The 26780-nt window shown below is 71.3% G+C and carries 28 protein-coding genes; 17 read left to right on the top strand and 11 right to left on the bottom strand.

What is annotated here, in order from left to right; all coding sequences use genetic code 11:
- Positions 1-6 precede the first annotated feature (6 nt).
- The 4 genes from ACEZHJ_RS12095 to ACEZHJ_RS12080 are packed head-to-tail and all read right to left on the bottom strand — an operon-like array spanning position 7 to position 2882.
- Positions 7-747: a class I SAM-dependent methyltransferase gene (locus tag ACEZHJ_RS12095; RefSeq protein WP_375036536.1), complete on the bottom strand. Its 741-nt coding sequence runs from the start codon at positions 745-747 to the stop codon at positions 7-9.
- Positions 740-1462, bottom strand: a complete 723-nt coding sequence (locus tag ACEZHJ_RS12090; RefSeq protein WP_163142850.1) for a DUF72 domain-containing protein — start codon at positions 1460-1462, stop codon at positions 740-742. Before ACEZHJ_RS12090 ends, ACEZHJ_RS12095 begins: the two co-directional genes overlap by 8 nt.
- Entirely contained in the window at positions 1459-1983 is a 525-nt protein-coding gene (locus tag ACEZHJ_RS12085) for an NUDIX domain-containing protein (RefSeq protein ID WP_163142847.1), read from the bottom strand. The genes ACEZHJ_RS12090 and ACEZHJ_RS12085 overlap by 4 nt, the downstream gene beginning before the upstream one ends.
- Positions 1980-2882, bottom strand: a complete 903-nt coding sequence (locus ACEZHJ_RS12080) for a LysR family transcriptional regulator (protein ID WP_375036535.1) — start codon at positions 2880-2882, stop codon at positions 1980-1982. Before ACEZHJ_RS12080 ends, ACEZHJ_RS12085 begins: the two co-directional genes overlap by 4 nt.
- 117 nt (positions 2883-2999) lie before the next feature.
- Between ACEZHJ_RS12080 and ACEZHJ_RS12075 the strand changes: the two genes are divergently transcribed.
- The gene (locus ACEZHJ_RS12075; RefSeq protein ID WP_259201721.1) at positions 3000-4160 is read left to right on the top strand and encodes an MFS transporter; all 1161 of its coding nucleotides are present in this window, start codon (positions 3000-3002) and stop codon (positions 4158-4160) included.
- Here the strand turns inward: ACEZHJ_RS12075 and ACEZHJ_RS12070 are convergent.
- Positions 4073-4906, bottom strand: coding sequence for a DUF3750 domain-containing protein (locus ACEZHJ_RS12070; protein ID WP_259201722.1), 834 nt, complete (start codon positions 4904-4906; stop codon positions 4073-4075). The genes ACEZHJ_RS12075 and ACEZHJ_RS12070 overlap by 88 nt on opposite strands.
- A 101-nt stretch (positions 4907-5007) precedes the next feature.
- Here ACEZHJ_RS12070 and irrA point away from each other — a divergent pair, with 101 nt between their 5' ends.
- From irrA to ACEZHJ_RS12050, 4 genes are all read left to right on the top strand, one after another.
- On the top strand, positions 5008-5433 hold the full coding sequence (irrA, locus tag ACEZHJ_RS12065) for an iron response transcriptional regulator IrrA (protein ID WP_163143992.1): 426 nt from the start codon (positions 5008-5010) through the stop codon (positions 5431-5433).
- A 143-nt stretch (positions 5434-5576) separates the two neighbouring features.
- Positions 5577-6002, top strand: coding sequence for a rubrerythrin family protein (locus ACEZHJ_RS12060; protein ID WP_018718822.1), 426 nt, complete (start codon positions 5577-5579; stop codon positions 6000-6002).
- 61 nt (positions 6003-6063) lie between these two features.
- Complete coding sequence (locus ACEZHJ_RS12055) at positions 6064-7404, top strand: heterodisulfide reductase-related iron-sulfur binding cluster (RefSeq protein WP_259201723.1); 1341 nt, start codon at positions 6064-6066, stop codon at positions 7402-7404.
- Between the two features lie 23 nt (positions 7405-7427).
- Positions 7428-8012, top strand: a complete 585-nt coding sequence (locus tag ACEZHJ_RS12050) for a DUF3501 family protein (protein ID WP_163143092.1) — start codon at positions 7428-7430, stop codon at positions 8010-8012.
- 32 nt (positions 8013-8044) lie between these two features.
- Here the strand turns inward: ACEZHJ_RS12050 and ACEZHJ_RS12045 are convergent, their stop codons facing one another.
- Positions 8045-8878: a patatin-like phospholipase family protein gene (locus ACEZHJ_RS12045; RefSeq protein ID WP_259201725.1), complete on the bottom strand. Its 834-nt coding sequence runs from the start codon at positions 8876-8878 to the stop codon at positions 8045-8047.
- Between the two features lie 95 nt (positions 8879-8973).
- Positions 8974-9123, bottom strand: coding sequence for a DUF3149 domain-containing protein (locus ACEZHJ_RS12040; RefSeq protein ID WP_018718826.1), 150 nt, complete (start codon positions 9121-9123; stop codon positions 8974-8976).
- A gap of 212 nt (positions 9124-9335) precedes the next feature.
- On the opposite strand from ACEZHJ_RS12040, the gene ACEZHJ_RS12035 reads away from it, so the two are divergent.
- Complete coding sequence (locus ACEZHJ_RS12035; protein WP_375036534.1) at positions 9336-10571, top strand: diguanylate cyclase; 1236 nt, start codon at positions 9336-9338, stop codon at positions 10569-10571.
- Between the two features lie 323 nt (positions 10572-10894).
- On the opposite strand, the gene ACEZHJ_RS12030 is transcribed toward ACEZHJ_RS12035, so the two are convergent.
- The 4 genes from ACEZHJ_RS12030 to ACEZHJ_RS12015 all read right to left on the bottom strand — a co-directional run bounded on the left by ACEZHJ_RS12030 (position 10895) and on the right by ACEZHJ_RS12015 (position 14368).
- Positions 10895-11365 carry a PaaI family thioesterase gene (locus ACEZHJ_RS12030; protein ID WP_018718828.1) on the bottom strand — a complete coding sequence of 157 codons (471 nt, stop codon included), beginning with the start codon at positions 11363-11365 and terminating at the stop codon, positions 10895-10897.
- Positions 11362-11829: a PaaI family thioesterase gene (locus tag ACEZHJ_RS12025; protein ID WP_375036533.1), complete on the bottom strand. Its 468-nt coding sequence runs from the start codon at positions 11827-11829 to the stop codon at positions 11362-11364. Before ACEZHJ_RS12025 ends, ACEZHJ_RS12030 begins: the two co-directional genes overlap by 4 nt.
- Before the next feature lie 189 nt (positions 11830-12018).
- On the bottom strand, positions 12019-13389 hold the full coding sequence (gene mgtE / locus ACEZHJ_RS12020; RefSeq protein WP_018718830.1) for a magnesium transporter: 1371 nt from the start codon (positions 13387-13389) through the stop codon (positions 12019-12021).
- Between the two features lie 28 nt (positions 13390-13417).
- Positions 13418-14368, bottom strand: a complete 951-nt coding sequence (locus ACEZHJ_RS12015) for a glycine betaine ABC transporter substrate-binding protein (RefSeq protein WP_018718831.1) — start codon at positions 14366-14368, stop codon at positions 13418-13420.
- A gap of 171 nt (positions 14369-14539) precedes the next feature.
- Between ACEZHJ_RS12015 and betI the strand changes: the two genes are divergently transcribed.
- The 11 genes from betI to ACEZHJ_RS11960 all read left to right on the top strand — a co-directional run bounded on the left by betI (position 14540) and on the right by ACEZHJ_RS11960 (position 26732).
- Positions 14540-15151, top strand: a complete 612-nt coding sequence (betI, locus tag ACEZHJ_RS12010; protein ID WP_018718832.1) for a choline-responsive transcriptional repressor BetI — start codon at positions 14540-14542, stop codon at positions 15149-15151.
- Positions 15135-16598 carry a betaine-aldehyde dehydrogenase gene (gene betB / locus ACEZHJ_RS12005; protein ID WP_375036532.1) on the top strand — a complete coding sequence of 488 codons (1464 nt, stop codon included), beginning with the start codon at positions 15135-15137 and terminating at the stop codon, positions 16596-16598. Before betI ends, betB begins: the two co-directional genes overlap by 17 nt.
- 78 nt (positions 16599-16676) lie before the next feature.
- Positions 16677-18332, top strand: a complete 1656-nt coding sequence (gene betA / locus ACEZHJ_RS12000) for a choline dehydrogenase (protein ID WP_018718834.1) — start codon at positions 16677-16679, stop codon at positions 18330-18332.
- Positions 18333-18442: 110 nt separating this feature from the next.
- The gene (gene pap, locus ACEZHJ_RS11995; RefSeq protein WP_018718835.1) at positions 18443-19942 is read left to right on the top strand and encodes a polyphosphate:AMP phosphotransferase; all 1500 of its coding nucleotides are present in this window, start codon (positions 18443-18445) and stop codon (positions 19940-19942) included.
- Positions 19939-21222, top strand: coding sequence for a DUF4010 domain-containing protein (locus ACEZHJ_RS11990; protein WP_018718836.1), 1284 nt, complete (start codon positions 19939-19941; stop codon positions 21220-21222). The genes pap and ACEZHJ_RS11990 overlap by 4 nt, the downstream gene beginning before the upstream one ends.
- A 449-nt stretch (positions 21223-21671) precedes the next feature.
- Entirely contained in the window at positions 21672-22433 is a 762-nt protein-coding gene (locus ACEZHJ_RS11985) for an ABC transporter permease (protein WP_375036531.1), read from the top strand.
- 1 nt (position 22434) lies between these two features.
- On the top strand, positions 22435-23211 hold the full coding sequence (locus tag ACEZHJ_RS11980; protein ID WP_259201729.1) for an ABC transporter ATP-binding protein: 777 nt from the start codon (positions 22435-22437) through the stop codon (positions 23209-23211).
- Positions 23208-24122 (top strand): MlaD family protein, encoded by a 915-nt coding sequence (locus ACEZHJ_RS11975; protein ID WP_040409547.1) that lies wholly within the window; start codon positions 23208-23210, stop codon positions 24120-24122. The genes ACEZHJ_RS11980 and ACEZHJ_RS11975 overlap by 4 nt, the downstream gene beginning before the upstream one ends.
- A gap of 8 nt (positions 24123-24130) precedes the next feature.
- Positions 24131-24763 carry an ABC-type transport auxiliary lipoprotein family protein gene (locus ACEZHJ_RS11970; RefSeq protein ID WP_163142284.1) on the top strand — a complete coding sequence of 211 codons (633 nt, stop codon included), beginning with the start codon at positions 24131-24133 and terminating at the stop codon, positions 24761-24763.
- 35 nt (positions 24764-24798) lie between these two features.
- Positions 24799-25953, top strand: a complete 1155-nt coding sequence (locus ACEZHJ_RS11965; RefSeq protein WP_163142281.1) for a methionine aminotransferase — start codon at positions 24799-24801, stop codon at positions 25951-25953.
- Positions 25941-26732, top strand: a complete 792-nt coding sequence (locus ACEZHJ_RS11960; protein ID WP_163142278.1) for an amidohydrolase — start codon at positions 25941-25943, stop codon at positions 26730-26732. Before ACEZHJ_RS11965 ends, ACEZHJ_RS11960 begins: the two co-directional genes overlap by 13 nt.
- Positions 26733-26780 lie beyond the last annotated feature (48 nt).

Raw genomic sequence — 26780 nt, 5'->3', positions numbered from 1 at the left:
CGGCGCTCAGGCGGGCCGGCGCGCCACGCGCAGGGTGAGCGGCCAGCGCACCCGGCGCGGCCCCTCGCCCCAGAGCCCGTCGAGTGCACGTGCGAGGCCCGCCATGGGCCCGGCGCCGGCGGCCTCCGCACGCTTCACGCCGGACCAGGTCGCGACGTAGTCCAGGAAGGCGTCCCGGGTCCACATCCGCTCCATCCCGAACGCCGGCGCGGCGAGCTCGGGCCAGGGCAGCGTCAGGCCCGGGTAGCCGGCGGCCACCCACCAGCGCTCCTGCGGCCAGTACGCGGCGAGGGTGTCGTCATGGAACCGGCGCACCACCGCATCGATCGCCGGCGCCACCGCGCACAGGGCGTAGCCCCAGACGGCGAGCACGCCACCCGGGCGCAGCACCCACTCGACCTCGCGGAAGAACGCCGCGGTATCCAGCCAGTGAAGCCCCTGGGCGACGGTGACGGCATCCACGCAGGCGGCGGTCAGCGGCACGGCCTCGCCGCGGGCGACCACCGGCAGGACAGTCCCCGCGGGCATGGCCGCGAGCTGGCGTTGCGAGAGGTCGGTGGCGATCACAGCCCCGAAATGACGCGCCAGCCCCGCCGACGCCTGGCCGCTGCCCGCCGCACAGTCCCAGGCCGCGTCCCGGCGCTGCGTCTGGTCGGCGAGCCAGTCGAACAGCCCGGCGGGATAGTCCGGGCGCGCGCGGGCATAGTCGCCGGCGTGGCCGCCGAAGTGGTCCCGGTGGTCAGCCACCGAGCCGGGCCTGCAGCCGCGCCGCGTCGACCACGGCGTGACCGTCCTGGTCGTTGTTGAAGAACGCCCAGACCGCCCGCCCGGCGTCGCGCTCGGCGGCCAGCCAGGAGGCCCAGTCGTCCAGCTCGGCGTCGGTATAGCCGCCGCCCTCCCCGGCGCCACCATGCAGACGCAGGTACACGCGAGCGGCGGTCGCCACCCGCGGGTGACCGGCCAGAGCGTCGTGCACGCACAGCGCGGCGTCGCGGCGCCGGAGCACCCCGAGGACCTCGTCGGTAAGCCAGCGCTCGTCCCGGAACTCAACGGCCCACGGCCACGCCGGGGCGGCGGCTAGAAAGGCGTCCAGACGCTCCGGCACCGGCCGCCAGCGCGGCGGGAGCTGCAGCAGCACCCCGCCGAGCGCCCCGCCCAGGGCCTCCGCCACCTCGGCGAACCGGGGCAGGCTCGCCTGCGGCTCGCGCAGGCGCTTGATGTGGCTGCCGTAGCGGCTGAACTTGAGCACGAAGCGGAAGCCCTCCGGCACCTGCTCCCGCCAGCCCGCCACGGTCTCCGGCTTCGGGAGGCTGTAGAAGGTCCCGTTGATCTCCACCGCGGGGAAACGCTCCGCGTAGTAGGCAAGCCGCCGGGTACGCGCCAGCCCCGGCGGGTAGAAACGTTCCCGCCAGTGGTCGTAATCGTAGCCCGAGGTGGCGATATGGACGTCCGCCGTGCTCATCGCAGCGCCGGGCCCCATTCGGGCTCATGGCCGCGCCCGGACAGCCAGTCGAACAGCGCGGGCCCGGTTCCGTGGGGCCACGGGCGCACCCGCGCGGGGGCCAGGCAGCGGATCTCGGCGAGCTCCTCGCCGGCCTGGGGTTCGCCGGTGAGCGGCACGTGATAGGCGATGAGGAGCTGGTTGTTACGGTAGTAGGGATACAGGCCCAGAAATCCCGCTGACGCCCCGGCGACGCACAGCTCCTCGTCGATCTCGCGGAGGACGCCCTCCTCGGGGGTTTCACCCGGCTCCAGGAAGCCCGTCACCAGCCCGAACCGCCCCTCGGGCCAGCCCCGGTTGCGCGCCAGCACCACCCGGCCGTCCGGGGTCTCCGCGATGGCGGCCACTACCGGCACCGGGTTATCCCAGAACACGAAGGCGCACGCGTCGCCGGGACAGGCGAGACGCGGCACGCCGCCGACCTCGCGGCGCACCAGCGCCCCGCCGCACTGGGGGCAGTACCGGCGTCGCTCCTCGCTCATGCCCGCATTGTAGGCGCGTCCGCCGCGGCATTGGAATCCGGCGGCGCGGGCAGCATCGCCATGAAGGCCCTCAGGGCCGCCGAGCACGCCGCCTCCGGCGGGGCCACGAACCGGGTGACGACCTCGGCCACGTTCCCGGGCAGCGTCAGGCCGTGGACGCCCAGCCGGGGCCCGCGATCCGCGACCACCGCGGCGGGCAGCATGGCGTAGCCCATGCCCGCGGCGACGCAGCCGAGCATGGCATCGACGGTGCCGAACTCGAAGATCCGCGCCGCCGGCACCCCTTCTCCGGCCAGGAAGAGCTCGATGCGCTGACGGTAGCTGCAGCCCTGGCGGAAAGCCATGAACGCGCTGCGCGCAAGCGCGCCCGCGTCGGGCACGCACTTCTCCGCCAGGGGGGCGACGAGCACGAGCCGTTCCTGGAAGACGTCCTGTACCTCGTGACCGGCGAGCGGCACGTCGCCGGCCACGAAGGCGCCATCCAGCGTTCCGTCCGCGAGCCCGGCGAGCAGCTCGGCGGTGGTCCCGGTGATCAGCTCCAGGGTCACCGCCGGGTAGCGTTCGTGGAACACCGTCAGCAGGGGCGGCAGGCGGACCGCGGCGGTGGTCTCCAGGGTGCCGATACGCAGCGTGCCGCCCGGCTCGCCTTCCCCCCGGACCTCGGCCACCGCGTCGTCATGCAGCGCGAGCAGCCGCTCGGCATAGCCCAGCAGCGAGCGCCCGGCCGGCGTCAGCCCGGCCCCGCCGGTGCGCGTGAGCAGACGCCGCCCCAGCTCGCTCTCGAGCTTCTTGACGTGGGCGGTGACGTTGGACTGCACCGTATGCGCCGACTCCGCCGCGGCGACGAAGCTGCCGGTACGGGCAACGGCGACGAACAGCCGCAGGGAACGGAGCTGCATGGTGGGAACCGGTGTCGCTTTCTATCGCCACACATGATAGCAGCGAGCAGCAATAATCACTTTATGCCATTCTCCGGCCCGGCTACCGTGGGCCCCGGATCACCATCAGGAGACGGCATGCGATTACCCACACCCGGTCCCGGCCTCGCCGGGGCGGCCGCCACCTTCGCCGGCATCGGTCTCGCGCGCTTCGCCTATACACCGCTCATCCCGGCGATGGTGGAAGCGGGGTGGTTCTCGGCGGCACAATCGGCCTACCTGGGAGCGGCCAACCTCCTCGGCTACCTGGTCGGCGCGATCACCGCCAACCGGCTGGCCGCCATGCTCGGCGTGGCGCGCCTGGCCCGGCTGTCACTGGCCGGCGTGGTCGCGAGCTTCCTGCTGTGTGCGACCCCGGCGCCCTTCGCATGGTTCGCCCTGTGGCGATTCGTCTCCGGCGTCACCGGGGCCGTACTGATGATTGCCGGTGTCTCCGCCGCCATCGGTGCGGTGCCGGCGGCAAGCCGTGCCGGCACTGCGGCCCGGGTGTTCACCGGGATAGGCCTGGGCGCACTGCTCTCCGCTGTGGTGGTCCCCATGCTGCTGCGCGCCGGCGTCGGCACCGCCTGGCTGACCCTCGGCGGTCTCGCCCTCGCCGCCTGCCTCCTCGCCTGGCCCGCATGGGGGAGGCTGCCCGTACCGGACGGCGCGACGACGGATACCGGCCGGCCGGCGGGGCACCTGCTCGCGCTCACCGGCACCACCCTTGCCGCCTATGCCCTGGATGCAGTGGGCTTTATCCCGCACACGGTATTCTGGGTGGACTACCTCGCCCGCGGCCGCGGCCTGGGGATGGACGCCGCCGGGGTACAGTGGGCGCTCTTCGGGCTCGGCGCCGTGGCCGGGCCCGCGCTCGCGAGTTTCGTGGCCCGGCATCTCGGCTGGCGACGCGCGCTGGTGGGCATCCTCGCGGCCAAGGCGGGGATCGTTGCCCTGCCGCTGGCCGCGCCGGGGCCCGCGGTGCTGGCGGCCAGTTCGCTGGTCATGGGCGCCCTGGTACCCGGCACCGTGGCGGTGACCTCGGCACGAATGGCGGAGCTGGCCGGGATCACCGATCACCGCCGCGTCTGGGGATGGGCGACCACCGCGTTCGCCCTGTTACAGGCCGGCGCGGGCTACGCGCTGGCGGCGGTATTCGAGCACACAGGCAGCTACCTGGCGCTGTTCGCGATCTCCTCGACCGCCCTGCTCGCCGCCGTCGCCCTGGCCTGGGCGTCCCCCGCCGGCGGCGGCCGCTGAATGCCAGGCCCGAACGGTCCGAAACGGCCGACGCCGGGGAGCACCAGCGCCGGCGGCCAGGGCGCGACACCGAGCTCCAGGCCAAGCACGTTGACCGTCAGCCCTTCCACCGCGGCGACGCTTACGCCGGCGAGGCCGTAGAGCGAGAGCTGGTAGCCGCTACCGCTCGGCACGCGGGCGAGCACGCCGTCGGCGAGGTAGTCCTTGCCCAGGGCCGTGGGCGGCAGGGCCACCGACAGCCCGTCCACGTGGCGGATCACCCACGCGGTGAACGTGTTGCTGTTGGGACCGGGCCAGCTGCGATAGGTGTGTGGGAAGGGATAGTCGTCCACCGCCCCGTCGATGCGGGGGATCAACGCCGCCGCACGCGGGCCGCGGATATCGGCAAGCAGACGCGGTGGCGCCCCGAACCAGGCGCGGTCCGGCTCGGCGGCACTGCGGTGGACCCGGCCGCCGCCCCAGCCGGTGACCTGATAGACGGTGTAGCGCCCGCCGCCGGCGGGCTTGGTGGCGATCCAGGTGTGCACGGCGAAGGCGCCGCGCCACTCGAAGGCGCGGGCGGCGTAGACCTGGACGATGGCCTCCGGGGCCGCCCCGGGCACGGGCGCAATGCCCGCGCTGGCACGGCTCGCTGTGCGCCAGTCGCCCTCGACGACGAAGCCCCCGCTGGCCCACATGACCGCCGGGCCGGTCACCATCAGGGCCAGCAGGGTGACGACGGCGAGGCGGCGGCGACGCCCGCTCATCCGGTTTCCCCCCGCCTCGGACGCCCCAGCCCCTCGCACCGGCGGCAGCGACACGCTAACCTGTCGATAAAGGTCACCATAGAGATGCCGGATCCCCGATTATGCCCACCACGTCGATCAACCGCGACCAGCTCCGAACACACCTGCGCCGCGCCGGTCTGCGCGCGACCCGGGCACGGCTCGATCTGGCGACGCTCATCTTCGGCGAGGGCGACCGCCACTTCACCGCTGAGGCACTGCACCGCGAGGCCGGCGACGCCGCCATCGACGTCTCCCTGGCGACGATCTACAACACCCTCAACCGGCTCGCCGCCGTCGGCCTGCTCCAGCGTATCGTCCTCGACAGCCGCCGGACCTACTTCGACACCAATACCCAGCCCCACCACCACCTCTTCGACGAGGACGCAGGCCGGCTCGAGGACGTCCCCGTGGGCGCGGTCGAGCTCAACGGCCTGCCCGAGATCCCGGACGGTACCCACATCGAGAGTGTGGACATCGTCATCCGCGTGCGCCGCGACGAGGCGTAGCTGCCGGACATACCGCCCGTCTTTAGAATCATTCTATATTGTTGACGACGGCATGGGTGCTGCTATTACAGGGGATACGCTCCCGCAATGTACGGGAGCGCACTGAACCACCCGACAAGCCGCCCTATGGGAGGAGGTGTGTCATGACAGATCTCAAGGGCTCCAGGACGCACAAGAACCTCTGTGAAGCCTTCGCCGGCGAATCCATGGCGAACCGCCGTTACCTCTACTTCGCACAGAAGGCCGACGTGGAAGGCCATAACGACATCTCCGCGGTATTCCGCTCCACCGCCGAGGGCGAGACCGGCCACGCCCACGGCCACCTCGAGTTCCTCGAGGAGGTCGGCGACCCGGCCACCAACGAGCCCATTGGCGACACCGACGCCAACCTCCGCTCCGCGATCGCGGGGGAGACCTACGAGTACACGGATATGTATCCGGGAATGGCCCGGGATGCCCGCGACGAGGGCTTCGACGAGATCGCCGACTGGTTCGAGACCCTGGCCAAGGCCGAACGCTCCCACGCGGGGCGCTTCAAGAAGGCCCTCGAGGGGATGGAAGTGCTCTGAGACCGGCGGGCGGCCCGGACCGGGCCGCCCATCGCCCCCCGCACGCCAGGAGGAGAGAGCCATGAGCGAGGGCGGTCTCGGCGCACCCGTGCGCCATCGTATCGACTGGCAGGACCCGGATTTCTACGACCCGGAGAAGCTCGCCGCGGAGGAGCGACGGGTCTTCGACATCTGTCACAGCTGCCGGCGCTGCTTCAATCTCTGCGACGCGTTCCCGCGCCTGTTCGACCTCATCGACGAGTCCGAGACGATGGAGCTCGACAGCGTCCCGGACAGCGCGTTCCAGCAGGTCGCGGATGCGTGCACGCTCTGCGACATGTGCTTCATGACGAAGTGCCCGTACGTGCCGCCCCACGAGTTCGACGTGGACTTCCCCCACCTGATGCTGCGACACCGCGCGGTGGAACAGCACCAGGGCCGGCCCGGCTTCGCCGACCGGGCGCTCACCGAGACGGACCGCAACGGCCGCCTCGCCGGCAGGCTCGCACCGCTGACCAACTGGGCGAACCGGCGCGACAACCACCTCACCCGGCCGGCCCTGGAGCGCATCGTCCACGTCCACCGGGACGCGGCGCTGCCCGCATTCCATCGCGACACCCTGCTCCGGCGCGCCGACCGGACCCCGGCGGTGAACACCGCGGCCCCCGCCCACGGGCGGCGCGCGGTGCTCTATGCCACCTGCTTCGGCAACTACAACAACCCCGACATCGGCGAGGCCACCCGCGCCGTGCTCACCCACAACGGGGTCGAGACGGAGGTGGCCTATCCCGGATGCTGCGGCATGCCCAAGCTCGAGCAGGGCGACCTGGAGGCGGTCGCCGCGGCGGCGACACGCACCGCGGACGCACTGCTGCCCTGGGTGGACGACGGCTACCGGGTGATCGCGCTGGTCCCCTCCTGCGCGCTGATGCTCAAGTTCGAGTGGCCCCTCATCGTCGACGACCCGCGGATCCAGCGGCTGGCGGAAAACACCATGGACGTCGCCGAGTACGTGGTCGACATCGCCCGCAACGAGGGTCTCGCCGACGGCCTCCAGCCCCTGGAGGGCGGCGTCTCGCTGCACCTTGCCTGCCACGCCCGGGCCCAGAACATGGGGCCGAAGGCGGCGGACATGCTGCGCCTGATCCCGGACATCGACCTCGACGTCCAGGAGCGATGCTCCGGCCACGGCGGCGCATGGGGCGTGAAGAAGGAGAACTTCGAGGTCGCGATCAAGGTCGGCCGCCCCCTGGCGCGACGGGTCTTCAAGTCCGGCAGGCAGCACCTCGCCTCCGAGTGCCCGCTGGCCGGTGCCCACATCGTCCAGGGCCTGGAACGCCAGGCCGGCGACGGCGACACGCCGCCGCACCAGTCATCGGTTCACCCCATCCAGCTGCTGGCACAGGCCTACGGGCTCGCCTGAGCGCCGGCGGGAGGGCAGCGATCATGGCCAGACAGATCACCCGCGACGACATCCTGAGCATGGAGGCCTACGGCGCCATTCGCCGCGACAAGGCCCGCGAGATCTCCGCGGCCAAGCGCCACCGGCGTATGGGCGTCGGCCCGGACGCGACGATCTACTTCGAGAACTACGACACCATGTGGCGCCAGATCCACGAGATGCTGTTCATCGAGCGCGGCGGCGAGGCCCAGATCGACGACGAGCTGGAGGCCTACAACCCGCTGATCCCCCAGGGGCGGGAGCTGGTGGCGACACTGATGTTCGAGATCCCCAACCGGGAACGCCGCCAGCAGGTGCTCGGCCGGCTTGGCGGCGTCGAGGAGACCGTCTGCCTGCACCTGGGCGACGAGCGTATCGCCGCGCAGGCGGAAACCGACGTGGACCGGACCACCGCCGAGGGCAAGGCGTCGTCGGTGCACTTCCTGCACTTCCCGTTCACCGACGCCCAGGTCCGGCGCTTCTCCGACCCGGAGACCGAGGTCGTGCTTGCGATCGAGCACCCGAACTACACCCACACGGCGGGCATGCCCGCGGACGTGCGCGCCGCCCTTGCCGGGGACTTCGACTAGCTGCCCGTCGGAGCCAGACCCGCCTGGGCCGGCTAGCCACCGCGGATACGGGCCTCGACCGCCTCGGCGAGGCGGCGTTTGAGTTCGTCGCGGGCGGGCCCCGACTGGGCGTAGACCGTGTCCCGCCGCCCCACCTCCAGCGCCCGGACGTCGACGATGTCCGGCTCGATGTAGATGTCGGGCTCGCGATGGCGACGCTTCTCGGCGATGATCGCGCTCTGCATGATCTGGAAGGTGTTGAGCACCGAGTCGACGAAGGACAGCGCCGCCTTGGGCGAGCGCTTGCCGGTGACGTTGATGGCCACGGTCAGATCGCAGTCGTCGACGAGCAGGTCATAGGGCAGCGGATTGACCGTGCCGCCGTCGACCAGCAGCCGGCCGTCGATCCGCACCGGCGTGAACACGCCGGGCAGCGCCATGCTCGCCTGCACCGCCGGCAGTAGCGGCCCCGCATCCAGGACCACCTGCCCACGGCCCCAGAAGTCCGTGGCCACGACACTGAGCGGGATGTGGAGCTCCTCGAAGGTCTCGGGCATACGCTGGCCGTAGAGCGCATTCAGGAACGCCCGGCTGCTCACCAGTCCGCCCCGGCCGATGGCCGGGTCGAACAGCTCCAGCCAGCGCAGCAGCTTGCGCTCGAGGAGCAGCTCCCGCCAGGCATGGCTGTCCCGCACCGCGAGCTCGCCGGCGATGGCGTCGATCTCCGCCGCCGAGCGCCCCGAGGCGTAGAGCCCTGCGATCACCGCGCCGACGCTGGTCCCGGCGATGCGCGCCGGGCGCAGCCCGAGGGCCTCGAAGGCCTCGAGCATCAGGATATGGGCGAATCCATTGGCTCCCCCGGCCCCCAGGGCGAGACCGATACGCACTGGCACCTCCGCTGATCAACCGCCACGCCGTGCCCCGCACTATCCGGCAGCGCGCGCCGGTGGGCAAGCGGGCCGGCCACCATCGGCGGCGATGCTCAGTGCCGGCGGCGCTCGGCGTCCTCGCGCCGGATATGGCGAAGGAAAAAGACCACGAAGAAACCGCCCATCCCGAGCATGAACAGGATCACAACGAGGCTGAGCCAGAAATCCGGTCGCCCGGACAGGAGATTCGTGAGTGCTTCCATGACCGTCGTCTTCCCGTTGGTTGTGATTGTCTGCAAGCCGATTTCGGGCCAGCTTGCTGCGGCCGGGCACGATTTATGTTGATTTGCGTCAACACCGGACACCGGGAGGCCTTCCCGCTTATTCCAGGTATGCCATGCTAATGCGGCGCTTCGGCATGCCGGCCGGCGACGGCGCCGGACGGGGTGCACATCCAGTAACCGCGGAATGAACGATGGCCGATCAACCTCTTCCGGGCGGGCAGCCCAACGAGCGTCGCACCGCCCCCACCATGGGCGGTCCCGGCACCGAGCAGACGACCACCGAGGTGCTGCGGGTAACCATTGACGACCTGCTGAGCGCCCGCCACCACTCGCCGGACTTCACCGCGATCCGCGCGGACTACCTGCGCGCCCGGCTTCAGGTGATGCAGCTGGTATTCGCGCTCGGCTTCCTTGCCTGGATCCCGCTGGACTTTCTGCTGCTTCACACCCGCGAGGCGCTGCTCATCGCCATCGCCCGCGGCAGCCTCGCGGCGGCCCTGTGCGCGCTCTGGCTCGCCGCCCGCCCGGTCCGCGGCAATTACCGGCGGATACTGGGACTGATCGCGGCGAGCGTGTTCGCCATTGCCGTGTTCTATGCCGTGGTCATGGGGCTGCATGGCAGCGGGCTGCGCACGGCGGCGGCCATCGGCGGCTACGAGGCACTGCCGTTCGTGCTCATCGGGCTTACGGCACTGTTCCCGGTGACCCTGGTGACCGGCGTGGGCCTGATCGCCATCACCCTGGGCATGCACCTGGTCGTCGAGCTCACGCGCGGGACGCTGACCAGCATCGCCACGCTCAACACCCTGTGGATGCTCGCCTTCGTCGCCGGCATCACCCTCTGGGTACAGGCCGGCCAGCTATGGATGCTGCTGCGCCTGTACCGCGAATCCACCCGTGATCCACTCACCGGCCTGATCAACCGCCGGGTGCTGACCCGCTCGCTGCAACGCCAGTGGTCCGGCGGCCGGCCGCGGCAGGGCTTCTCGCTGGTCATGCTCGACATCGACCACTTCAAGCGCATCAACGACGACCACGGCCACCAGAGCGGCGACCGCGTGCTCCAGCACGTGGCCGAGGTCATGCGCCGCCAGCTGCGCCTGGGCGACCTCATCGGCCGCTACGGCGGCGAGGAGTTCCTCGCAATACTCCCGGGCGTTGGCAGCACGCAGGCCGTCGAGGTGGCGGAACGGCTGCGTCAGGCCATCGCCGGCACCACGGTCGAGGGCGTGGACGGCGCCACCATTTCCCTGCGCGCGAGCCTGGGCGTAACGGCCTACGAGCCGGGGGAGGCACTGGAGAACGCCCTCCAGCGTGTCGACGACGCCCTCTACCAGGCCAAGGAGACCGGCCGTGATCAGGTCATCCACCGCCAGAGCGAGGTGACGACCACGGCCGGTGCCACCCCGGGCTACAGTGTCCCGTAGAGGAGGTAATCGCCGCGCCTCGCGCAGGGATACCGCCATACCGGCTCCGGGAGCGGAAAAGCCCGGGGCGGAGGAATGACGGAAGAATTAAAGGGAAGGGTCCGGCCAAGGGGGGAAACCGGACCCTTCAACCCGGCGCCGGCCGTTGCCCGGCAACGATCCGCCGCCCTGGCGTCACCGGGGAAACCGGTGGAGCGGCCGCTTGGACCGGGGACGCGGGGGAGACGCCGCGCCAGCCCGGCACGCCCGGCGGGAACCCGGACGCGCCTTTACCGCTCACCGGGATAACTGGGGGACGCCGGGCGGGTTTTCAACCACCCGGATCAAATGCCGGCGCTCTCCGCCTCCGGATCCGCCAGCAGGAAGTGACAGCGGGCACTAGCGACCTCGCGGCGCTCGCCGGCCTCGTCGAGCTGCCAGGCCTGTACCGCCACGTTCGCCACCCGCCTGCCCTGGCGACGGACATCACACGCCGCGCACAGGGTCTCCGGTCGCCCCGGACGCAGGTAGTCGATGGAGAAGTCCACGACCTTGGGCACCCGGCTCGCCTGCTGTGTCCACAGCAGGTGCAGTACCGCCGCGTTCTCCATGAACGCACCGATCACGCCGCCGTGAAGTGCCGGCAGGTGCGGGTTGCCGACGTTGCCCTCGCGGAAGGCCAGCCGGAACTCCAGTGCCCCGCCGGCCTCGCTGAAGCTGATCCCCAACAACCGGGCATAGGGGATAAGCGCGACCAGCGCATCCGGATCACCGCTGCGCCGGGCCTCGGCCACCCGCGCCATGAGGTCCTTCATGCCACCCCCTCCACCAGCGTGGGACCGTCGTCGGCGACGCGCATGAAGGTGCTCATGCTCATGGCGATGGGATCATCGACACCGGGCTGATAGACGCTGCAGCGCGCGAAGGCGATCTGCTCGGTGAGCTTGTAGCACTCGGCGTGGGCGTAGACGGCCTCTCCCGGTACCGCGGGGCGCATGTAGTCGATGCGCAGGTCCAGGGTGGCAACCGCGCGGGTGGCATTGAGCGCGGCGATGACCGCACCGCCGCTGGTCTGGTCCACCAGGGTGGTGATCACCCCGCCGTGGATAACGCCGGTGACGGGGTTGCCGACCATGGACTCCCGGTACGGCACCCGCGCGGTGAGCGTGCGCTCGCCCACCGCCACCGGCTCCATGCCCAGTACCGCGCTGTGGGGGATGGTCTCGAAAAAGCGCCTGGCAATCGCCAGGCGTGCGTCGCTGTCCTCGTCTACCACCACTGCCGTCCTCGCTGCCTGTGAGGGGCCACGCCGCCTGACAGCCGGCGGGACCCGCGCTGTCACTCTACCCCCCGGGCACGCCGGCTGCCTATAGCACTGCCGGGCAGGGTCGTGGCGCACACGCCATGGCCCGGCGGCACGACGCGGCCGCGTTACCGCATCCCGCCGGCGCCCCGCGGGAAAGCCGGGCTAGACCAGCACCCAGGTCGCCAGGCCAAGGAAGCTCGCGAATCCCACGATGTCCGTCAGGGCGGTGAGCAGCATGCCCCCGCCCAGGGCGGGGTCGATACCCAGGCGCTCGAGCAGTAGCGGCACCGCCGTACCCGAGAAAGCGGCATTGCCGAGGTTGACCAGCACCGCCGCGGCGAACACCAGCGCCAGGGTGGGATCCCGGAACCAGCCGTAGACGGCGCCACCGAGCACCGTCGCAAGGGCTGCCCCCAGCACCGCCGCGACGCCGACTTCGTGGGCGAGCAGGCGCAGACCGTTGGCCCGGCCGACCTGGTCGAGGGCGATGCCCCGGGTCACCAGGGTGAGGGTCTGGATGCCCGCCACGCCGCCCATGCTCGCGACGATGGGCATGAGAATGGCGAGGGCGACACGCTGCTCGATGGTGGCCCCGAACAGACCGATCACCCAGGACGCCAGGAAGGCGTTGACCAGGTTCGCCCCCAGCCAGACCCCGCGCCGCGCGGCAGTGGCCAGCACCGGCGCGAACATGTCCTCGCTCTGGCCGAGGCCGGCGGACTGCATCAGCGATCGCTCGCCCTCGCGGCGGATCACGTCCACCACGTCGTCCACCGTGATGCGGCCGATGAGATGGCCGGTCCCGTCCACCACCGGTGCGGTGGTGAGATCGCGGTCCTCGAACAGCCGCGCCACCCGGCGCGCCGACGTGTCCGCGGGGATCGCGTCCAGGTCCCGGCGCATCAGCTCGGAGACCAGGGTGCCGCGGGGACCCGCCACCAGCTCGTCGAGGGGCAGCATGCCGCGGAAACGGTTGTGACGGTCTATCACGAACAGCGCGGTGATGTGCTCGGGCAACGCCCCGTCCTTTTTGCGCACCCGGCGGAGATAGCGTTGTGCGGTCTCCAGGGTGACATCCTCGCGCACCGCCAGGGCATCCGCGTCCATGAGACCGCCGGCGGTGTCCTCGGGGTAGGAGAGCACGCGGCGCAGGCGCTCGCGGCGCTGCAGGTCCATGGTCCGGAGCAGCGCCCGGACCACCTTGCGCGGGAGCTTGTCGTAAAGATCGGCGAGCTCGTCGAGCTGGAGATGCTCGACATCCCGGGCAAGCTCGGCGGGGCGGGTGGCATCGATGAGCCGGTCGCGCACCTCGCGCCGGGCCTCGATGAGGACCTCGCCGCGCACCGTCGGAGCGGGGATGGCCTGCCAGACCGCGAGGCGGTCCTCCTTGGGCAGGGCCTCCAGGATATCGGCGATCTCTGCGGGGTGACGCGCCGCGGCGAGACCGGTGACGGCCTCCGTGTCACCGGCCTCGAGGGCCCGGGCGATCTCGCTCGTCCAGTCCTCGAGCTCCGCGGCGGTCTCGGCGCTCACTCGCCGTCCCCGTGGCGACCGGGCGCGGTCACTTAACGCCCATGGCCTCGCGGACCACCGGCAGGGCATCGCGCCCGCCGTCGGCGGTGGTCACGCCGTCGAGCCACTTCTCCAGCAGCTGCGGGCGCTTGCGCACGAACGCCTCGCCCGCCGGGCCGTAGTCCATGTCGTCGTTGAGCACGTAGTCGCCCATCAGGCTCTGGTCGTCGACGCTGACCTGGAACTGGCGAAGCAGCCGGGCGACGTTGGTGCAGCGCTCGGCGTAGCCGGACGTGGCGATGGTGTGCACGGTGGCGCCGCCCTGGTTCGGGCCGAAGTAGTCCTCGCCGCCATGGAGGAAGCGCATGTCGATGTTGCGCGTCATCGGGTGCGGCGCCCAGCCGAGATAGACCACCCACTTGTCGCGGCGCACGGAACGGCGCACCTGGGTGAGCATGCCCGCCTCGGAAGAGGCCATGAGCTCCCAGTCGCCGAGGCCGTAGGCGTCGTCCTCGATCATCTTGCGGATCAGCAGATTGCCGTCATTGCCCGCCTCGATGCCGTAGATCCGGCCGCCGAAGCGGTCACGGTACTCGTCGAGATCGGAGAAGCTCTTCACCCCCGCCTCGTAAACATAGGCCGGCACCGCCAGGGTGTACTTCGCACCGGACAGGTTGGTGGTGATCTTCTCGATCTTCCCGTCGTCGAGGTAGGGCTTGATCATCTTCTGCTGCGTGGGCAGCCACAGGCCAAGGAAGACGTCACGCTCGCCGCTGGCGACGGCCTGGAAAGCGATCGGCACGGACGCGGTGGTGAGCTCCACGTCATAGCCGAGCGCGGTGAGCACGTTCTTCACCAGGTGGGATTTCACGGACACACCGGTCCAGTTCACGTTCGCCATGCCGACACTGCGGCAGGACTGCGGTTCCGCCGCCTGGGCGGTGGAGAGGCCGAGCGTCGCGACGGCCGCCAGGGCCATCGTGAGAATACCGCGTTTCATCATTACTTCCCCCTTGGGGTTTGGTGACTCGTCGATTATGGCATCCAGCCCCGGATCGCGTACGCCGGGCCGCGCCCCCGGAGCCGGTAGCCGCGGCAGACGTTAATTGAACGTTCAATCAATATCAAGTAAGCTCCCCGGCCATCGACGACGAGACGGGAGGACGCCGCGATGCCCAAGCGCGGCATGGAGCCGATCCGGCAGCAGCAGTACATCGAGGCCACCCTCGCGGTGATCCACGAGTCGGGCCTGCAGGCGACCACCCTCGCCCGGGTGGCCCGGCGCGCCGGCACCTCGACCGGCCTCGTCGCCCACTACTTCGGCGACAAGACCGGGCTGCTGGAGGCCACCTTCCGTTACCTCGCCCGGCTGCTCGGGCGCGAGTACCGCGCCCGCCTCGCCGGCGCGGCCACGCCGCTGGAGCGGGCGCTGGCACTCATCGACACGAACTTCGCCGACAGCCAGGCGCGCCCGCAGGTGGTCAGTGGCTGGCTGTCGTTCTGGTCCCAGGTCAACCACCGCCCGGAGCTGGCACGGGTCCAGCGGGTGGTCGCCGCCCGGCTGCGGAGCAACCTGCTCCACGACCTCCGCCGGCTGGTGGCCTATCCGGACGCCGTGCACATCGCCACCGGGCTGCCGGTGATGATCGACGGGCTCTGGCTTCGCGCCACCCTCACCACCGGCGGCGTGAACTTCGCGGAGGCACGAGACCTGGCCCGGGACTACCTCATGACGCAACTGGCCGCACGCACACGGGAGCACAGCCATGACGCAACAGCCTGAGGCAAAACTGTGGATCGACGGCGCGGCCGTCGACGCCACCAGCGCCGAACAGTTCGACAACATCAACCCGGCCACCGGTGCGGTGCTCAACCACGTCGGCATCGCCGGCGGCGCGGACGTGGAGCGCGCGGTCGCGAGCGCCCGCGCCGGCCAGCGGCAGTGGGCCGCAATGACCGGCACCGAGCGCGGCCGCGTGCTCCAGCGCGCGTCGATGCTGCTGCGCGAGCACCGCGACGAGCTCGCACGACTGGAAAGCCTGGACGGCGGCAAGCCCATCGCCGAGACCCCGGAAGCGGACGTGGACTCCGGCGCCGACTGCCTGGAGTACTTCGCCGGCCAGGCGGCCTCGCTCACCGGCGACTACCAGGCCGTCGACGGTGGCTTCTACTACGCCCGCCCCGAGCCGCTGGGCGTATGCGCCGGCATCGGCGCCTGGAACTACCCGCTCCAGATCGCCTGCTGGAAGGCCGCGCCGGCACTCGCGGCGGGCAACGCCATGGTCTTCAAGCCGGCGGAGCTGACCCCGCTGTCCGCCTTCCGGGTCGCCCAGCTGTTCACCGAGGCGGGCCTGCCGGACGGCGTGTTCAACGTCATCCAGGGCGAGGCGGACACCGGCCGGGCCCTGGTCGCCCATCCGGGAGTCGCCAAGGTCTCGCTCACCGGCGAGGCGGGCACCGGCAAGGCCGTGATGCGCGACGCCGCCGCCGGGCTCAAGGCGGTGACCATGGAGCTCGGGGGCAAATCCCCGCTCATCGTCTTCGACGACGCCGACCTGGACAACGCCGTCTCCGGCGCCCTGCTCGGCAACTTCTACACCCAGGGCGAGATCTGCACCAACGGCACCCGGGTGTTCGTGCACGAGTCGGTGATGGACGACTTCCTCTCGCGGCTGCTCGAGCGCACCCGGCGGCTGCGCATCGGCGACCCGATGGACCCGGAGACCGACGTGGGCGCGATGATCAGCGCCGGCCACATGGAGCACGTGCTCGGCTACATCGAGCGCGGCCGCGCCGAGGGCGCAGAGCTGCTCGCCGGTGGCGGCCGGGCCACGGTGCCCGGCTGCGAGGGCGGCTACTACGTCGAGCCCACGGTGTTCGGCGGCTGCAGTGACGACATGACCATCGTGCGCGAGGAGATCTTCGGGCCGGTGATGTCGGTGCTCGCCTTCCGCGACGAGGCGGAGGTGATCGAGCGCGCCAACGCCACCGACTACGGCCTCGCCGGCGGGGTGTTCACCCGGGACATCACCCGCGGTCACCGCGTCGCCGCGGAGCTGGAAGCGGGCGTGGTGTGGGTGAACCACTACAACCTCACCCCCATCGAGATGCCCTTCGGCGGCGTCAAGCACTCCGGGCTCGGCCGCGAGAACAGCCACCACGCGCTGGAGCACTACACCCGGCTGAAGAGCGTGTTCGTGGCCACCGCCGACGTGGAAGCTCCCTACTGAGCGCCGCCGCGAGCCCCCGGCGGGCGTGACCGCCCGCCGGGGGCCGAATCCAGCCCGACGAGAGAGGCACAGCATCCCATGGCCACCGAACGCTACGACTACGTCATTATCGGCGCGGGTTCCGCGGGGGCGGTGCTCGCCAACCGCCTCACCGAGGACCCCGCCACCTCGGTGCTGCTCATCGAGGCGGGTCCCATGGACCACAGCCTGTTCATCCAGATGCCCTCGGCGTTCGCGCACCCCCTCGCCAACGACCGCTACAACTGGTACTACCACACCGAGCCGGACCCCTGGATGGACAACCGCGCCATGTACTGCCCCCGCGGGCGTGTGCTCGGTGGCTCCTCGTCCATCAACGGTATGGCCTACGTGCGCGGCAACGCCGGCGACTACGAGGGCTGGGCCGAGGACTTCGACCTCCCCGGCTGGCGCTACCGCCACGCCCTCGCCTACTTCAAGAAGGCCGAGGACTTCGATCAGGGCGCCAACGCCTACCACGGCAGCGGCGGTCCCCTGCACGTCACCACCGGCAGCATGGAGAACCCGCTGTACGGCGCGTTCGTCGACGCGGGCGTGGCCGCGGGCTATGCCCACAACCCGGACACCAACGGCTACGCCCAGGAGGGGCTGGGGCCGATGTTCATGACCACCCGGGACGGGCGGCGCTGGTCCACCGCCAACGCCTACCTCCGCCCGGTCATGAACCGCGACAACCTCACCATCCACATCAACTGCCTCACCGAGCGGCTGCACATCACCGACGGCCGCGCCGTGGGCGTCGAGGTCTACCACCGCGGCGAGCGCCGCACCATCGAGGCGGACCGCGAGGTGCTGCTGTGCGCCGGCGCCATCAACAGCCCGCAGCTGCTCATGCTCTCCGGCATCGGCCCGGCGGAGCAGCTGCGCGAGCACGGCATCGAGGTGCGCCAGCACCTGCCCGGGGTGGGCGGGAACCTCCAGGATCACCTGGAGGTGTACGTGCAGTATGCCTGCACCCGCCCGATCACCCTCTACAGCGCCCTCAAGCCCTGGAATCAGGCGCTGATCGGGCTGGAGTGGCTGACCCGCCACACCGGTCTCGGCGCCACAAACCACTTCGAGTCCGGCGGCTTCATCCGCAGCGAGGCCGGGGTGAAGTACCCCAACCTCCAGTACCACTTCCTGCCCATGGCCATCAGCTACGACGGCAGCGCCACCGCGGACAGCCACGGCTTCCAGGCCCACGTCGGCCCCATGCGCCCCGAGAGCCGCGGCAGCGTGCGCCTGGCGAGCGCCGACCCGCGCGAGGCACCGCGTATCCGGTTCAACTACATGGCCACGGAGCGCGACCGCCGCGAGATGCGCGACGGCATCCGCCTGACCCGAGAGATCATGGCCCAGTCACCGCTCCAGCCCTACCGCGGCCGCGAGCTCGGCCCCGGCGACGACGTGCACACCGACGCGGAGATCGACGCATGGGTGCGCCAGAACGGCGAGAGCGCGTATCACCCGAGCGGCACCTGCCGCATGGGCCATGACGACGACGCCGTGGTGGACGGCGACGGCCGCGTCCACGGCATCGACGGCCTGCGCGTGATCGACGCCTCGATCATGCCGCGCATCGTCAGCGGCAACCTCAACGCGCCGACCATCATGATCGCCGAGCGCCTGGCGGATGCGGTGCGCGGGCGCGAGCCGCTGGCGGACGACCAGCCCTGGCACGTGCCGGAGAACTGGCAAGAGAACCAGCGCTGAGGCCGCGCGGATGGCCGTCCCCGTGCCGGGGGCGGTATCCTCCGGGGAAAAGGACAGCACGGGCACGGTCCGGTTGACGGACCGCGCCGATCCCGGAGGACCGACAGGGCATGCTGGAGACCGCCGAGCTCGGGCGGCGGGTCGACCGCCGCACCTACCACGCGGAACTCGACCCGCTGCGCCGTGAGCTGCTGGAGCTGCAGTGGCGGCTGCGGCACGCCGACTTCCCGCTGGTGCTGATCTTCGAGGGCGTGGACAACGCCGCCAAGGGTGAGCTGGTCAACACCCTCAGCGACTGGCTCGACACCCGGGCAGTCGATTTCGTCGCCTTCGGCCCCAAGACCGACGAGGAACGCGGCCGCCCGCGCTTCTGGCGCTACTGGCGGGCGCTGCCCGGGCGCGGGCGCACGGCGGTGTTCCACAGCTCCTGGTACACCGGCACGCTGATCGAGCGCACCCTCAACGAGCTGCCCGACGCCGACTTCGATCATCACATGCGCCGCATCGGCCGCTTCGAGACCCTGCTCACCCGCGAGGGTGCACTGGTGCTGAAGTTCTGGCTGCACATGTCGGCAGCCCGCCAGAAGGCCTACTTCCGGGAGCTCGCCAGGCGCCGGGACGGCCGCTGGCTGACCTCGCCGCTGGACCGGCGGCTCAACCGCCACCACGACCATCTCTGCCAGGCCGCCGAGCGCGCCATCCGGCTGACCGACCACGCGCGCTCGCCGTGGGCCGTGATCGAGGCCGAGGACCGGCGCTACCGCAACCTCGCCGTCGGCCGCCACATCCGCGATGCCCTCGCCGCCCGGCTGGATACGCCGCCGCCGGCGGCACCGGCACCCGCCGCCCCGGAAACGGCCACCGCCGCCGCGGACGAGGACACGGTGCTCGACTACCTCGACCCCGGCCACCACCACCTGGACAAGGCCACCTACAAACAGCGCAAGCGCGAGCTCACCCAGCAGCTCGCCGCCCTCACCTGGCGGGCCCATCACGAGGGGGTCTCCGTGGTGCTGGTCTTCGAGGGCTGGGACGCCGCGGGCAAGGGCGGCACCATCCGGCGGCTGCTCCGCGGCATCGACGTCCGCCTCGCCCGGGTCATCGAGATCGCCGCCCCCACCGACGAGGAACTCGACCACCCCTACCTGTGGCGCTTCTGGCGCCACCTGCCGCGGGACGGGTTCGTCACCCTCTACGACCGCAGCTGGTACGGCCGGGTCCTAGTCGAGCGCGTGGAGAACCTGACCCCGCGGGAGCGCTGGCGCGAGGCCTACCCGGAGATCAACGAGTTCGAGGACCAGCTCGTCGAGCACGGCAGCCTGGTCATGAAGTTCTGGCTGCACATCGACGCCGACGAGCAGCTCCGGCGTTTCGAGGCCCGGGCCAACACGCCGCACAAGCACTACAAGCTGACCGACGAGGACTGGCGTAATCGCGAGCGTCGCCCGGCGTACGAGCGCGCCGTCCACGAGATGGTCGCGCACACCTCCACCGCCGCGGCCCCCTGGCAGCTCATCCCCGCCAACGACAAGCGCTACGCCCGCGTCGAGGTCATGCAGCGGCTGGTGGATGCGCTGCACGCCCGCCTCGGCGGAGAGGGGCACAAATGAGCCTGTGGCAGCAGTTCACCGACGGCCAGAGCACCCTCGCGGGGCTGCTCCTGGCGGCCCTGCTCGGCGCGCTGATCGGCCTGCAGCGGGGCTGGCAGGGCCGCGAACTCGCCCCGGGCAAGCGTATCGCCGGCTTTCGCACCTACACCCTGGTGGGTCTGCTCGGCGGCTTCGCCGTGGTACTCGCCGACCCGCTCGGCCCCTGGCCCGGGGTGGCGCTGCTCGCCGCGGTGATGGCCGCCGCGCTGGTGGCCTTCCGCCTGCAGGTCCGGCACACCGAGGACTACAGCATCACCGGCCTGGTCGGCCTGATGCTCACCTTCTGCTTCGGCGCCCTGGCGGTCGCCGGCGAACCGGTGGCCGCCGCGGCCTCGGCGGTGGTCACCGCCTTCCTGCTCGACAACAAGCAGTCCATCCACGACCTCCTCCGCCACCTGGAGGCCCGCGAGCTTGACGCCGCGCTCAAGCTGCTGCTGATCTCGGTGGTGATGCTGCCGCTGCTGCCCAACCACGGCTACGGCCCCGGCGGCGCGATCAACCCCTATGCGGTATGGTGGATGGTGGTGCTGATCGCGAGCATCTCCTTCGTCGGCTACTTCGCGATGCGCATCGGCGGCCCGGAACGGGGGACACTGTTCACCAGCCTGTTCGCCGGGCTGTCCTCCTCCACCGCGCTGACCCTGCACTTCTCGCGGCTGTCCCGGGACAACGCCGCACTCTCTCCCATGCTCGCCGCCGGCATTCTCATCGCCTGCGGCACCATGTTCCCGCGTATCCTGGTCATCTGCCTGGCGCTCAACCCGGCCCTGCTGCCCGCGCTGACCCCGCCGGTGCTGGTGATGATGGCCGCGCTCTACATCCCTGCGCTGGTGATCTGGCGCCGATACCACGGCCGCCGGGTGGAGGCACCACCAGTGCGCCAGAATCCGCTGGATCTGAAGACCGCGCTGTCCTTCGGCGCGCTGCTGCTGGTGATCCTGCTGCTCGGCGAATGGCTCGAGGAGGCGCTGGGCAGCGCCGGCATCTACCTGCTCGCCGCGAGCTCCGGCATCACCGACGTGGATGCCATCACCCTGTCGCTCACACGCATGGCGGAGAAGGGGCTCGCCACCCCCGTGGCGGTGGTGGGCATCGTCATCGCGGCCAGCGTCAACAGTGCGGTCAAGGCGGGTATGGCGGCAAGCATCGGCACCCGCGCGGTCGGCTGGCGTGTCGGCGCCGCCATGGGCGCGGCACTGGTGCTCGGCCTCGCCACCGCCGGCGCGCTGGCCCTCGCCTGATCCGCGGGCCCGTCACGGCCACGCCACTGGACAGCCCCCTCGCATGCCGGCACCGTTAGCGGATCGCATGCCCGGCCGCAGCCCGGCGACAGGAGAGCGTCATCGACCCGGACACCGCGTACCCCCCGGCACTGGAGACCGACACCGCCTCGCGGCGTGCGGCAGCCACCGGCGACTGGCGCATCGACACCATCGCGCCGATCGCCCGTGACCTGGAACGCCCGCGCGCCGGCGACAGCGGCTGGACACTGGAGCTCTCGGGCCTCGGCACCCTGGACACCGCCGGCGCGGTCTGCCTGGAGCGCCTGCGGCGCTCGCTGGGCGGCGATACCCGCGTTACCGGCGCCAGCGCGGATCACCGCGCGCTGCTGGAACTGGTCACCGGGGAGGACAGCGAACCGCCGCCTCCGCCCCGTGAGGGGCGGCTGGCCCGGCTCGGCCGCCACGCGGTGGAACGCGGCGGCCGGGTCACCGGCTTCCTCGCCTTCACCGGCGAGCTCACCGTGGATGTCCTGCCCCGCCTGATCCGGCCCCACCGCCTGCGCTGGCGCGCGATCGTCGCCGGCATCGAGCAGGCCGGGCTGTACGCGCTGCCCATCGTCGGTCTGCTGGCCTTCCTCATGGGCGTGGTCATGACCTACCAGGGCGGCTCGGTGCTGCGCTCCTACGGGGCGAATGTCTTCCTCGTCGATCTCATCGGCATCACCATGCTGCGGGAGATGGGCCCGCTGCTTGCCGCGATCATCGTCGCCGGGCGTACCGGCTCGGCATACGCCGCGGAGATCGGCACCATGCAGATCACCGAGGAGGTCGACGCCCTGCGCACCCTCGGCATCACCCCCTACGAGATGCTGGTGCTGCCCCGGGTCGCCGCCCTGGCCGTGGCCATGCCGCTGCTGGCCGTGTGGGCGGACGCCATGGGCGTACTCGGCGGGATGATCGTGGCCAACGGCCTGTACGACGTCAGCTTCGCGACCTTTCTCGACCGCCTGCCCTACGCGGTGCCGGTGCGCATGTTCTGGGCGGGCATCGGCAAGACGCCGGTATTCGCATTGCTCATCGCCATGGTCGGCTGCTATCACGGACTGCGGGTACGCGGCAGCGCCGAGGAGGTGGGCCGCGCGACGACCATGGCCGTGGTTCAGTCCATTTTCCTGGTGATCATCGCCGATGCCGTGTTCTCCGTCGTCTTCCAGCAGTTCGGGATCTGACGTGGCCGCGCCCGTCATCGAGGCCCGCGACCTGGTCACCGAGATCGGCGGCCGCCGCATCCACGACGGGCTGGACCTGCGTATCGAGCGCGGCGAGCTCATGGCCATCGCCGGCAGCAGCGGCTCGGGCAAGACCGTGCTGATCCGCGCACTGACGCTGCTGCTGCCCATCGCCGGCGGCGAGATCCGGCTGTTCGATGCACCGGTGACGGGACTGGACCGGGCCGGCGAGCGGCGCCTGCGCCGGCGCATGGCACTGATGTTCCAGCGCGGGGCGCTATTCACCGGGATGACGGTGCTGGAAAACGTGATGATGCCGCTGGCGGAGCACACCCGCCTGCCCCTGGGGCTGCGACGGGAGATCGCGCGGGTCAAGATCCGCCTGGCCGGCCTGGAACCCGACGCGGCCCACCGCTACCCTGGCGAGCTCTCCGGCGGCATGACCAAACGCGCGGCCCTCGCCCGGGCCCTGGCGCTGGACCCGGAGCTGCTGTTCCTCGACGAGCCCACCGCCGGGCTGGATCCGGTGAGCGCCGCCGCCTTCGATTCACTGATCCGCGAGCTCCGCGACCTGCTCGGCCTCACCGTGGTGGTGGTCACCCACGATGTGGACTCGCTGTGGGAGATCGCCGACAGTATTGCCTTCATCGGCGAGGGGCGGGTGCTCGCCCGCGGCGACGCCGCCACCCTCGCCGAGTCCGACGAGCCCGCGGTGCGGGCCTATTTCTCCGGTACGCGCATGCGCCGCGGCAGGGAACGATCATGGGAAACCGCGTGAACTACACCCTGGTCGGGCTGTTCGTGGTCGGGCTCACCCTGGCCACGGTGGTCCTCGGGCTGTGGCTGGCCGACTCGCTGCAGACCGGCGAGACCCGGCGGTACTCGGTCTACCTCACCGATACCGCCTCCGGGCTCGGACGCGACTCGCCGGTTACCTACCGGGGCGTGGATGTCGGTCAGGTGCACGCCCTCGACATCGATCCCGAGCACCCGGAGCGGGTGCACGCCATCATCGCCCTGCGCTCGGACCTGCCGGTGCGCGAGGGGATCGCCGCCACGCTGAAGATGCGCGGGCTCACCGGCATCGCCTACCTCGACCTCGCCGGCGGCGATCCGGGCAACCCGCCGCTGGAGGCGGAGGCCGGGGAACGCTATCCCGTCATCCCCTATCACAAGTCCCTGCTCATGCGCCTGGACACGGCCGTCACCCAGGGCCTGGACACCCTCGACACCCTCAGCCAGCGGGTCGGGGAACTGCTCTCCCGGGACAACCGCGAGGCCGTGGACCGCAGCCTGGAGAACCTGGCGACGGTCTCCGAGCACCTCGCCGCCAACAGCGAGCGGCTCGACAGGATCATCGCCGACAGCGAGCGCCTGCTGGAGCGCGTCAACACCGGCGCCGAACGTATCGGCCCGGCCTTCGAGGCCGTGGAGGGCGCCGCCCACGCCATCCAGCGCACCGCCGAGTCGCTGTCACGCACCAGCGAGGAGATCGCCGAGCTCGGCAACACCGGCGAGAACGGCATGCGCCGGCTCAGCGAGACCACGCTGCCACGGGTGGATGCGCTGACCGGCGAGCTGCGCGAGCTCTCCCGGCGCATGGGCCGGCTCGTGGACAATCTCTCTGAAGACCCCCAGCAGGTCCTCTACGGCCGCCAGCGGCCCGAACCCGGCCCCGGTGAGGAGTAAAGCACATCATGCCCGCCACCCTGCGCACCGTCGCCGCCGCCTGCCTCGCCGCCCTCATGGTCTCGGGCTGTAGCGTGGTGCAGCGCCCGCAGACGCCGCCGCCCCGGACCCTCCAGCTGGTCGAGCCCGCGATGCTGGTGCCCGCGGAATCAGGTCCCCACGGCGTGCTGCTGGTCGAGCCCGCGGAGGCCCGGGCCGGCTACCGCGACACCGGCGTGGTCTACCGGGAGAAACCGCAGACCCTCGACTACTTCGCCACCGCCCGCTGGGCGGAGCCGCCGGCGGCACTGCTTGCCGACGCCGCCACCGACGCCCTCGCCGGCGCCGGCCTGTTCCACGCCGTGGTGGCCGGCCCCGCCAGCGTGAGCGCGGACTACCGCCTGCAGCTCGAGCTGCTGTACCTGGAGCAGGACTACCGCGACGGCATGCCCGGCAGTGCCCGCCTGGGCGTGCGTGCACGCCTGCTCGAGGGGGGACGAATCCTCGCGAGCCGGCAGTTCTCCGTGACCCGGATCGCGGAGGCGGCGGGACCGGTCCCCGCCGCGGAGGCCGCGGGCCGTGCCACCCGGGAATGGCTCACCCGGCTGACCCGCTTCGTCGCCGACACCCTGCCCGCCGCACGGGACGACACCGGCGGCTGAGCCGCCGCCACCGCCATCACCAGGGAGACGCCACCGTGTTCACGCCGCCACCGAGCAAGCTCCCGGACGTCGGGACCACCATCTTCGCCGTGATGTCCGCACGCGCCGCCGAGGCGGGCGCCATCAACCTCGCCCAGGGCTTCCCCGATTTCCCGCCCCCGCCGGGCCTGACCCATGCCATGGACGAGGCCATGCGCGACGGCCGCAACCAGTACGCGCCGCTCCACGGCCTGCCCGCCCTGCGCGAGGCAGTCGCCGAGCGTCTGGCCACCGCCCAGGGGGTGCGCCCGGACCCGGACCGGGAAATCACCGTGACCTCCGGCGCCACCGAGGCCCTGTTCGACGCGATCCAGGCGGTGGTCCGCCCCGGCGACGAGGTGGTGGTGCTCACCCCCGCCTACGACGCCTACGGTCCCGCGGTCACACTGGCCGGCGGCCGGGTGGTGCCGGTCTCCCTGCGCCGCGACGATTTCCGGCCGGACATCGACGCGCTACGGGAGGCGATCGGCCCGCGTACCCGGCTGGTCATTCTCAACAGCCCCCACAATCCCACCGGCGCGGTCTGGCCCCGAACCGACCTGGAGGCAATCGCCGCGCTGCTGGCGGACGGCGACACCATGGTCCTGAGCGACGAGGTCTACGAGCACATCGCCTTCACCGACGAGGGCCACGTCAGCGCCCTCGGCGTACCGGGTCTCGCCGAACGGGCATTCGTGGTCTCCTCGTTCGGCAAGACCTACCACTGCACCGGCTGGAAGGTCGGCTACTGCATCGCCCCGCCGGCGCTCACCACGGAGTTCCGCAAGGTCCACCAGTTCGTGACCTTCGCCACCCATACCCCGAGCCAGGCGGCCTTCGCGGCCTACATGCAGGCGGCGCCTCACCACGCCGACGAGCTCGCGGCGTTCTACCGCGACAAGCGCGACCGGCTGCTCGGCTGGCTGGCGGACAGCCGCCTCGCCACGACTCCGGGGTCAGGCACGTATTTCCAGCTGGTCGACTACTCCGCGGTGAGCGACGAGCCGGACACGGACTTCTGCGAGCGGCTGATCCGCGACGCGGGGGTCGCGGCGATCCCGCTGTCGCCGTTCTACGCCGATCCGCCGTCGGACCTGCGCCAGGTGCGGCTGTGCTTCGCCAAGCAGGATGCCACCCTGGACATGGCCGGGGAACGGCTATGCAGGCTCTGAGGGTCTCGCTGGTCCAGCCCGCCCTCGCCGACCGCGAGCCGGCGGCGAACCGGGCCACGCTGGAGCGGCTGACCGCCCCGCTCGCCGGGACCACGGACCTGGTCGTGCTCCCGGAGATGTTTGCCACCGGCTTCACCATGAACCCGGAACGCGACGCCGAGCCCGCCGACGGCGACTCGCTGGCGTGGATGCGCGCGCAGGCCCGGCACCTCGGCGCGGTGGTCACCGGTAGCCTCGCGATCCGCGAGGGGACGCACTACTTCAACCGCCTGTACTGGGTCGGCCCGGACGGCGGCGTCCGCCACTACGACAAACGCCACGGTTTCCGCATGGCCGGCGAGCACGAGCACTACAGCCCGGGCCGGGAGCGGCTGATCGTCGAGCTCGGCGACTGGCGGGTCTGCCCGCTGGTCTGCTACGACCTGCGCTTTCCGGTGTTCAGCCGCAACCGCGGCGACTACGACCTCCTTATTTACGTGGCCAACTGGCCGGCGGTGCGACGCACCAGCTGGCAGCGCCTGCTGCCCGCGCGGGCCATCGAGAACCTCGCACCGGTGATCGGCGTCAACCGCGTCGGTGCAGACGGCAACGGCCGGCACTATGCCGGCGAGAGCGTGGCCCTCGACTGGCTGGGCGAGCCGCTGGCGGACGCGGGCCGCGACGAGGAGGCCGTGACCAGCGCGACCCTCGACCCGGAGCGGCTGCAGCGCTTCCGCCGGCGCTTCCCGGCGCTGGACGACGCCGACCGGTTCATCCTCGACGACACGCCGCCGGGCTGAACCGGCGCCGACGGTGGCCGACGGTGGCCGCCGCAGGCGCCACGACGT

The organism is Arhodomonas sp. KWT2 (assembly GCF_041949875.1).
In the GTDB taxonomy this organism is placed as follows: domain Bacteria; phylum Pseudomonadota; class Gammaproteobacteria; order Nitrococcales; family Nitrococcaceae; genus Arhodomonas; species Arhodomonas aquaeolei.
This window is presented reverse-complemented; position numbering and strand designations above follow the sequence as displayed.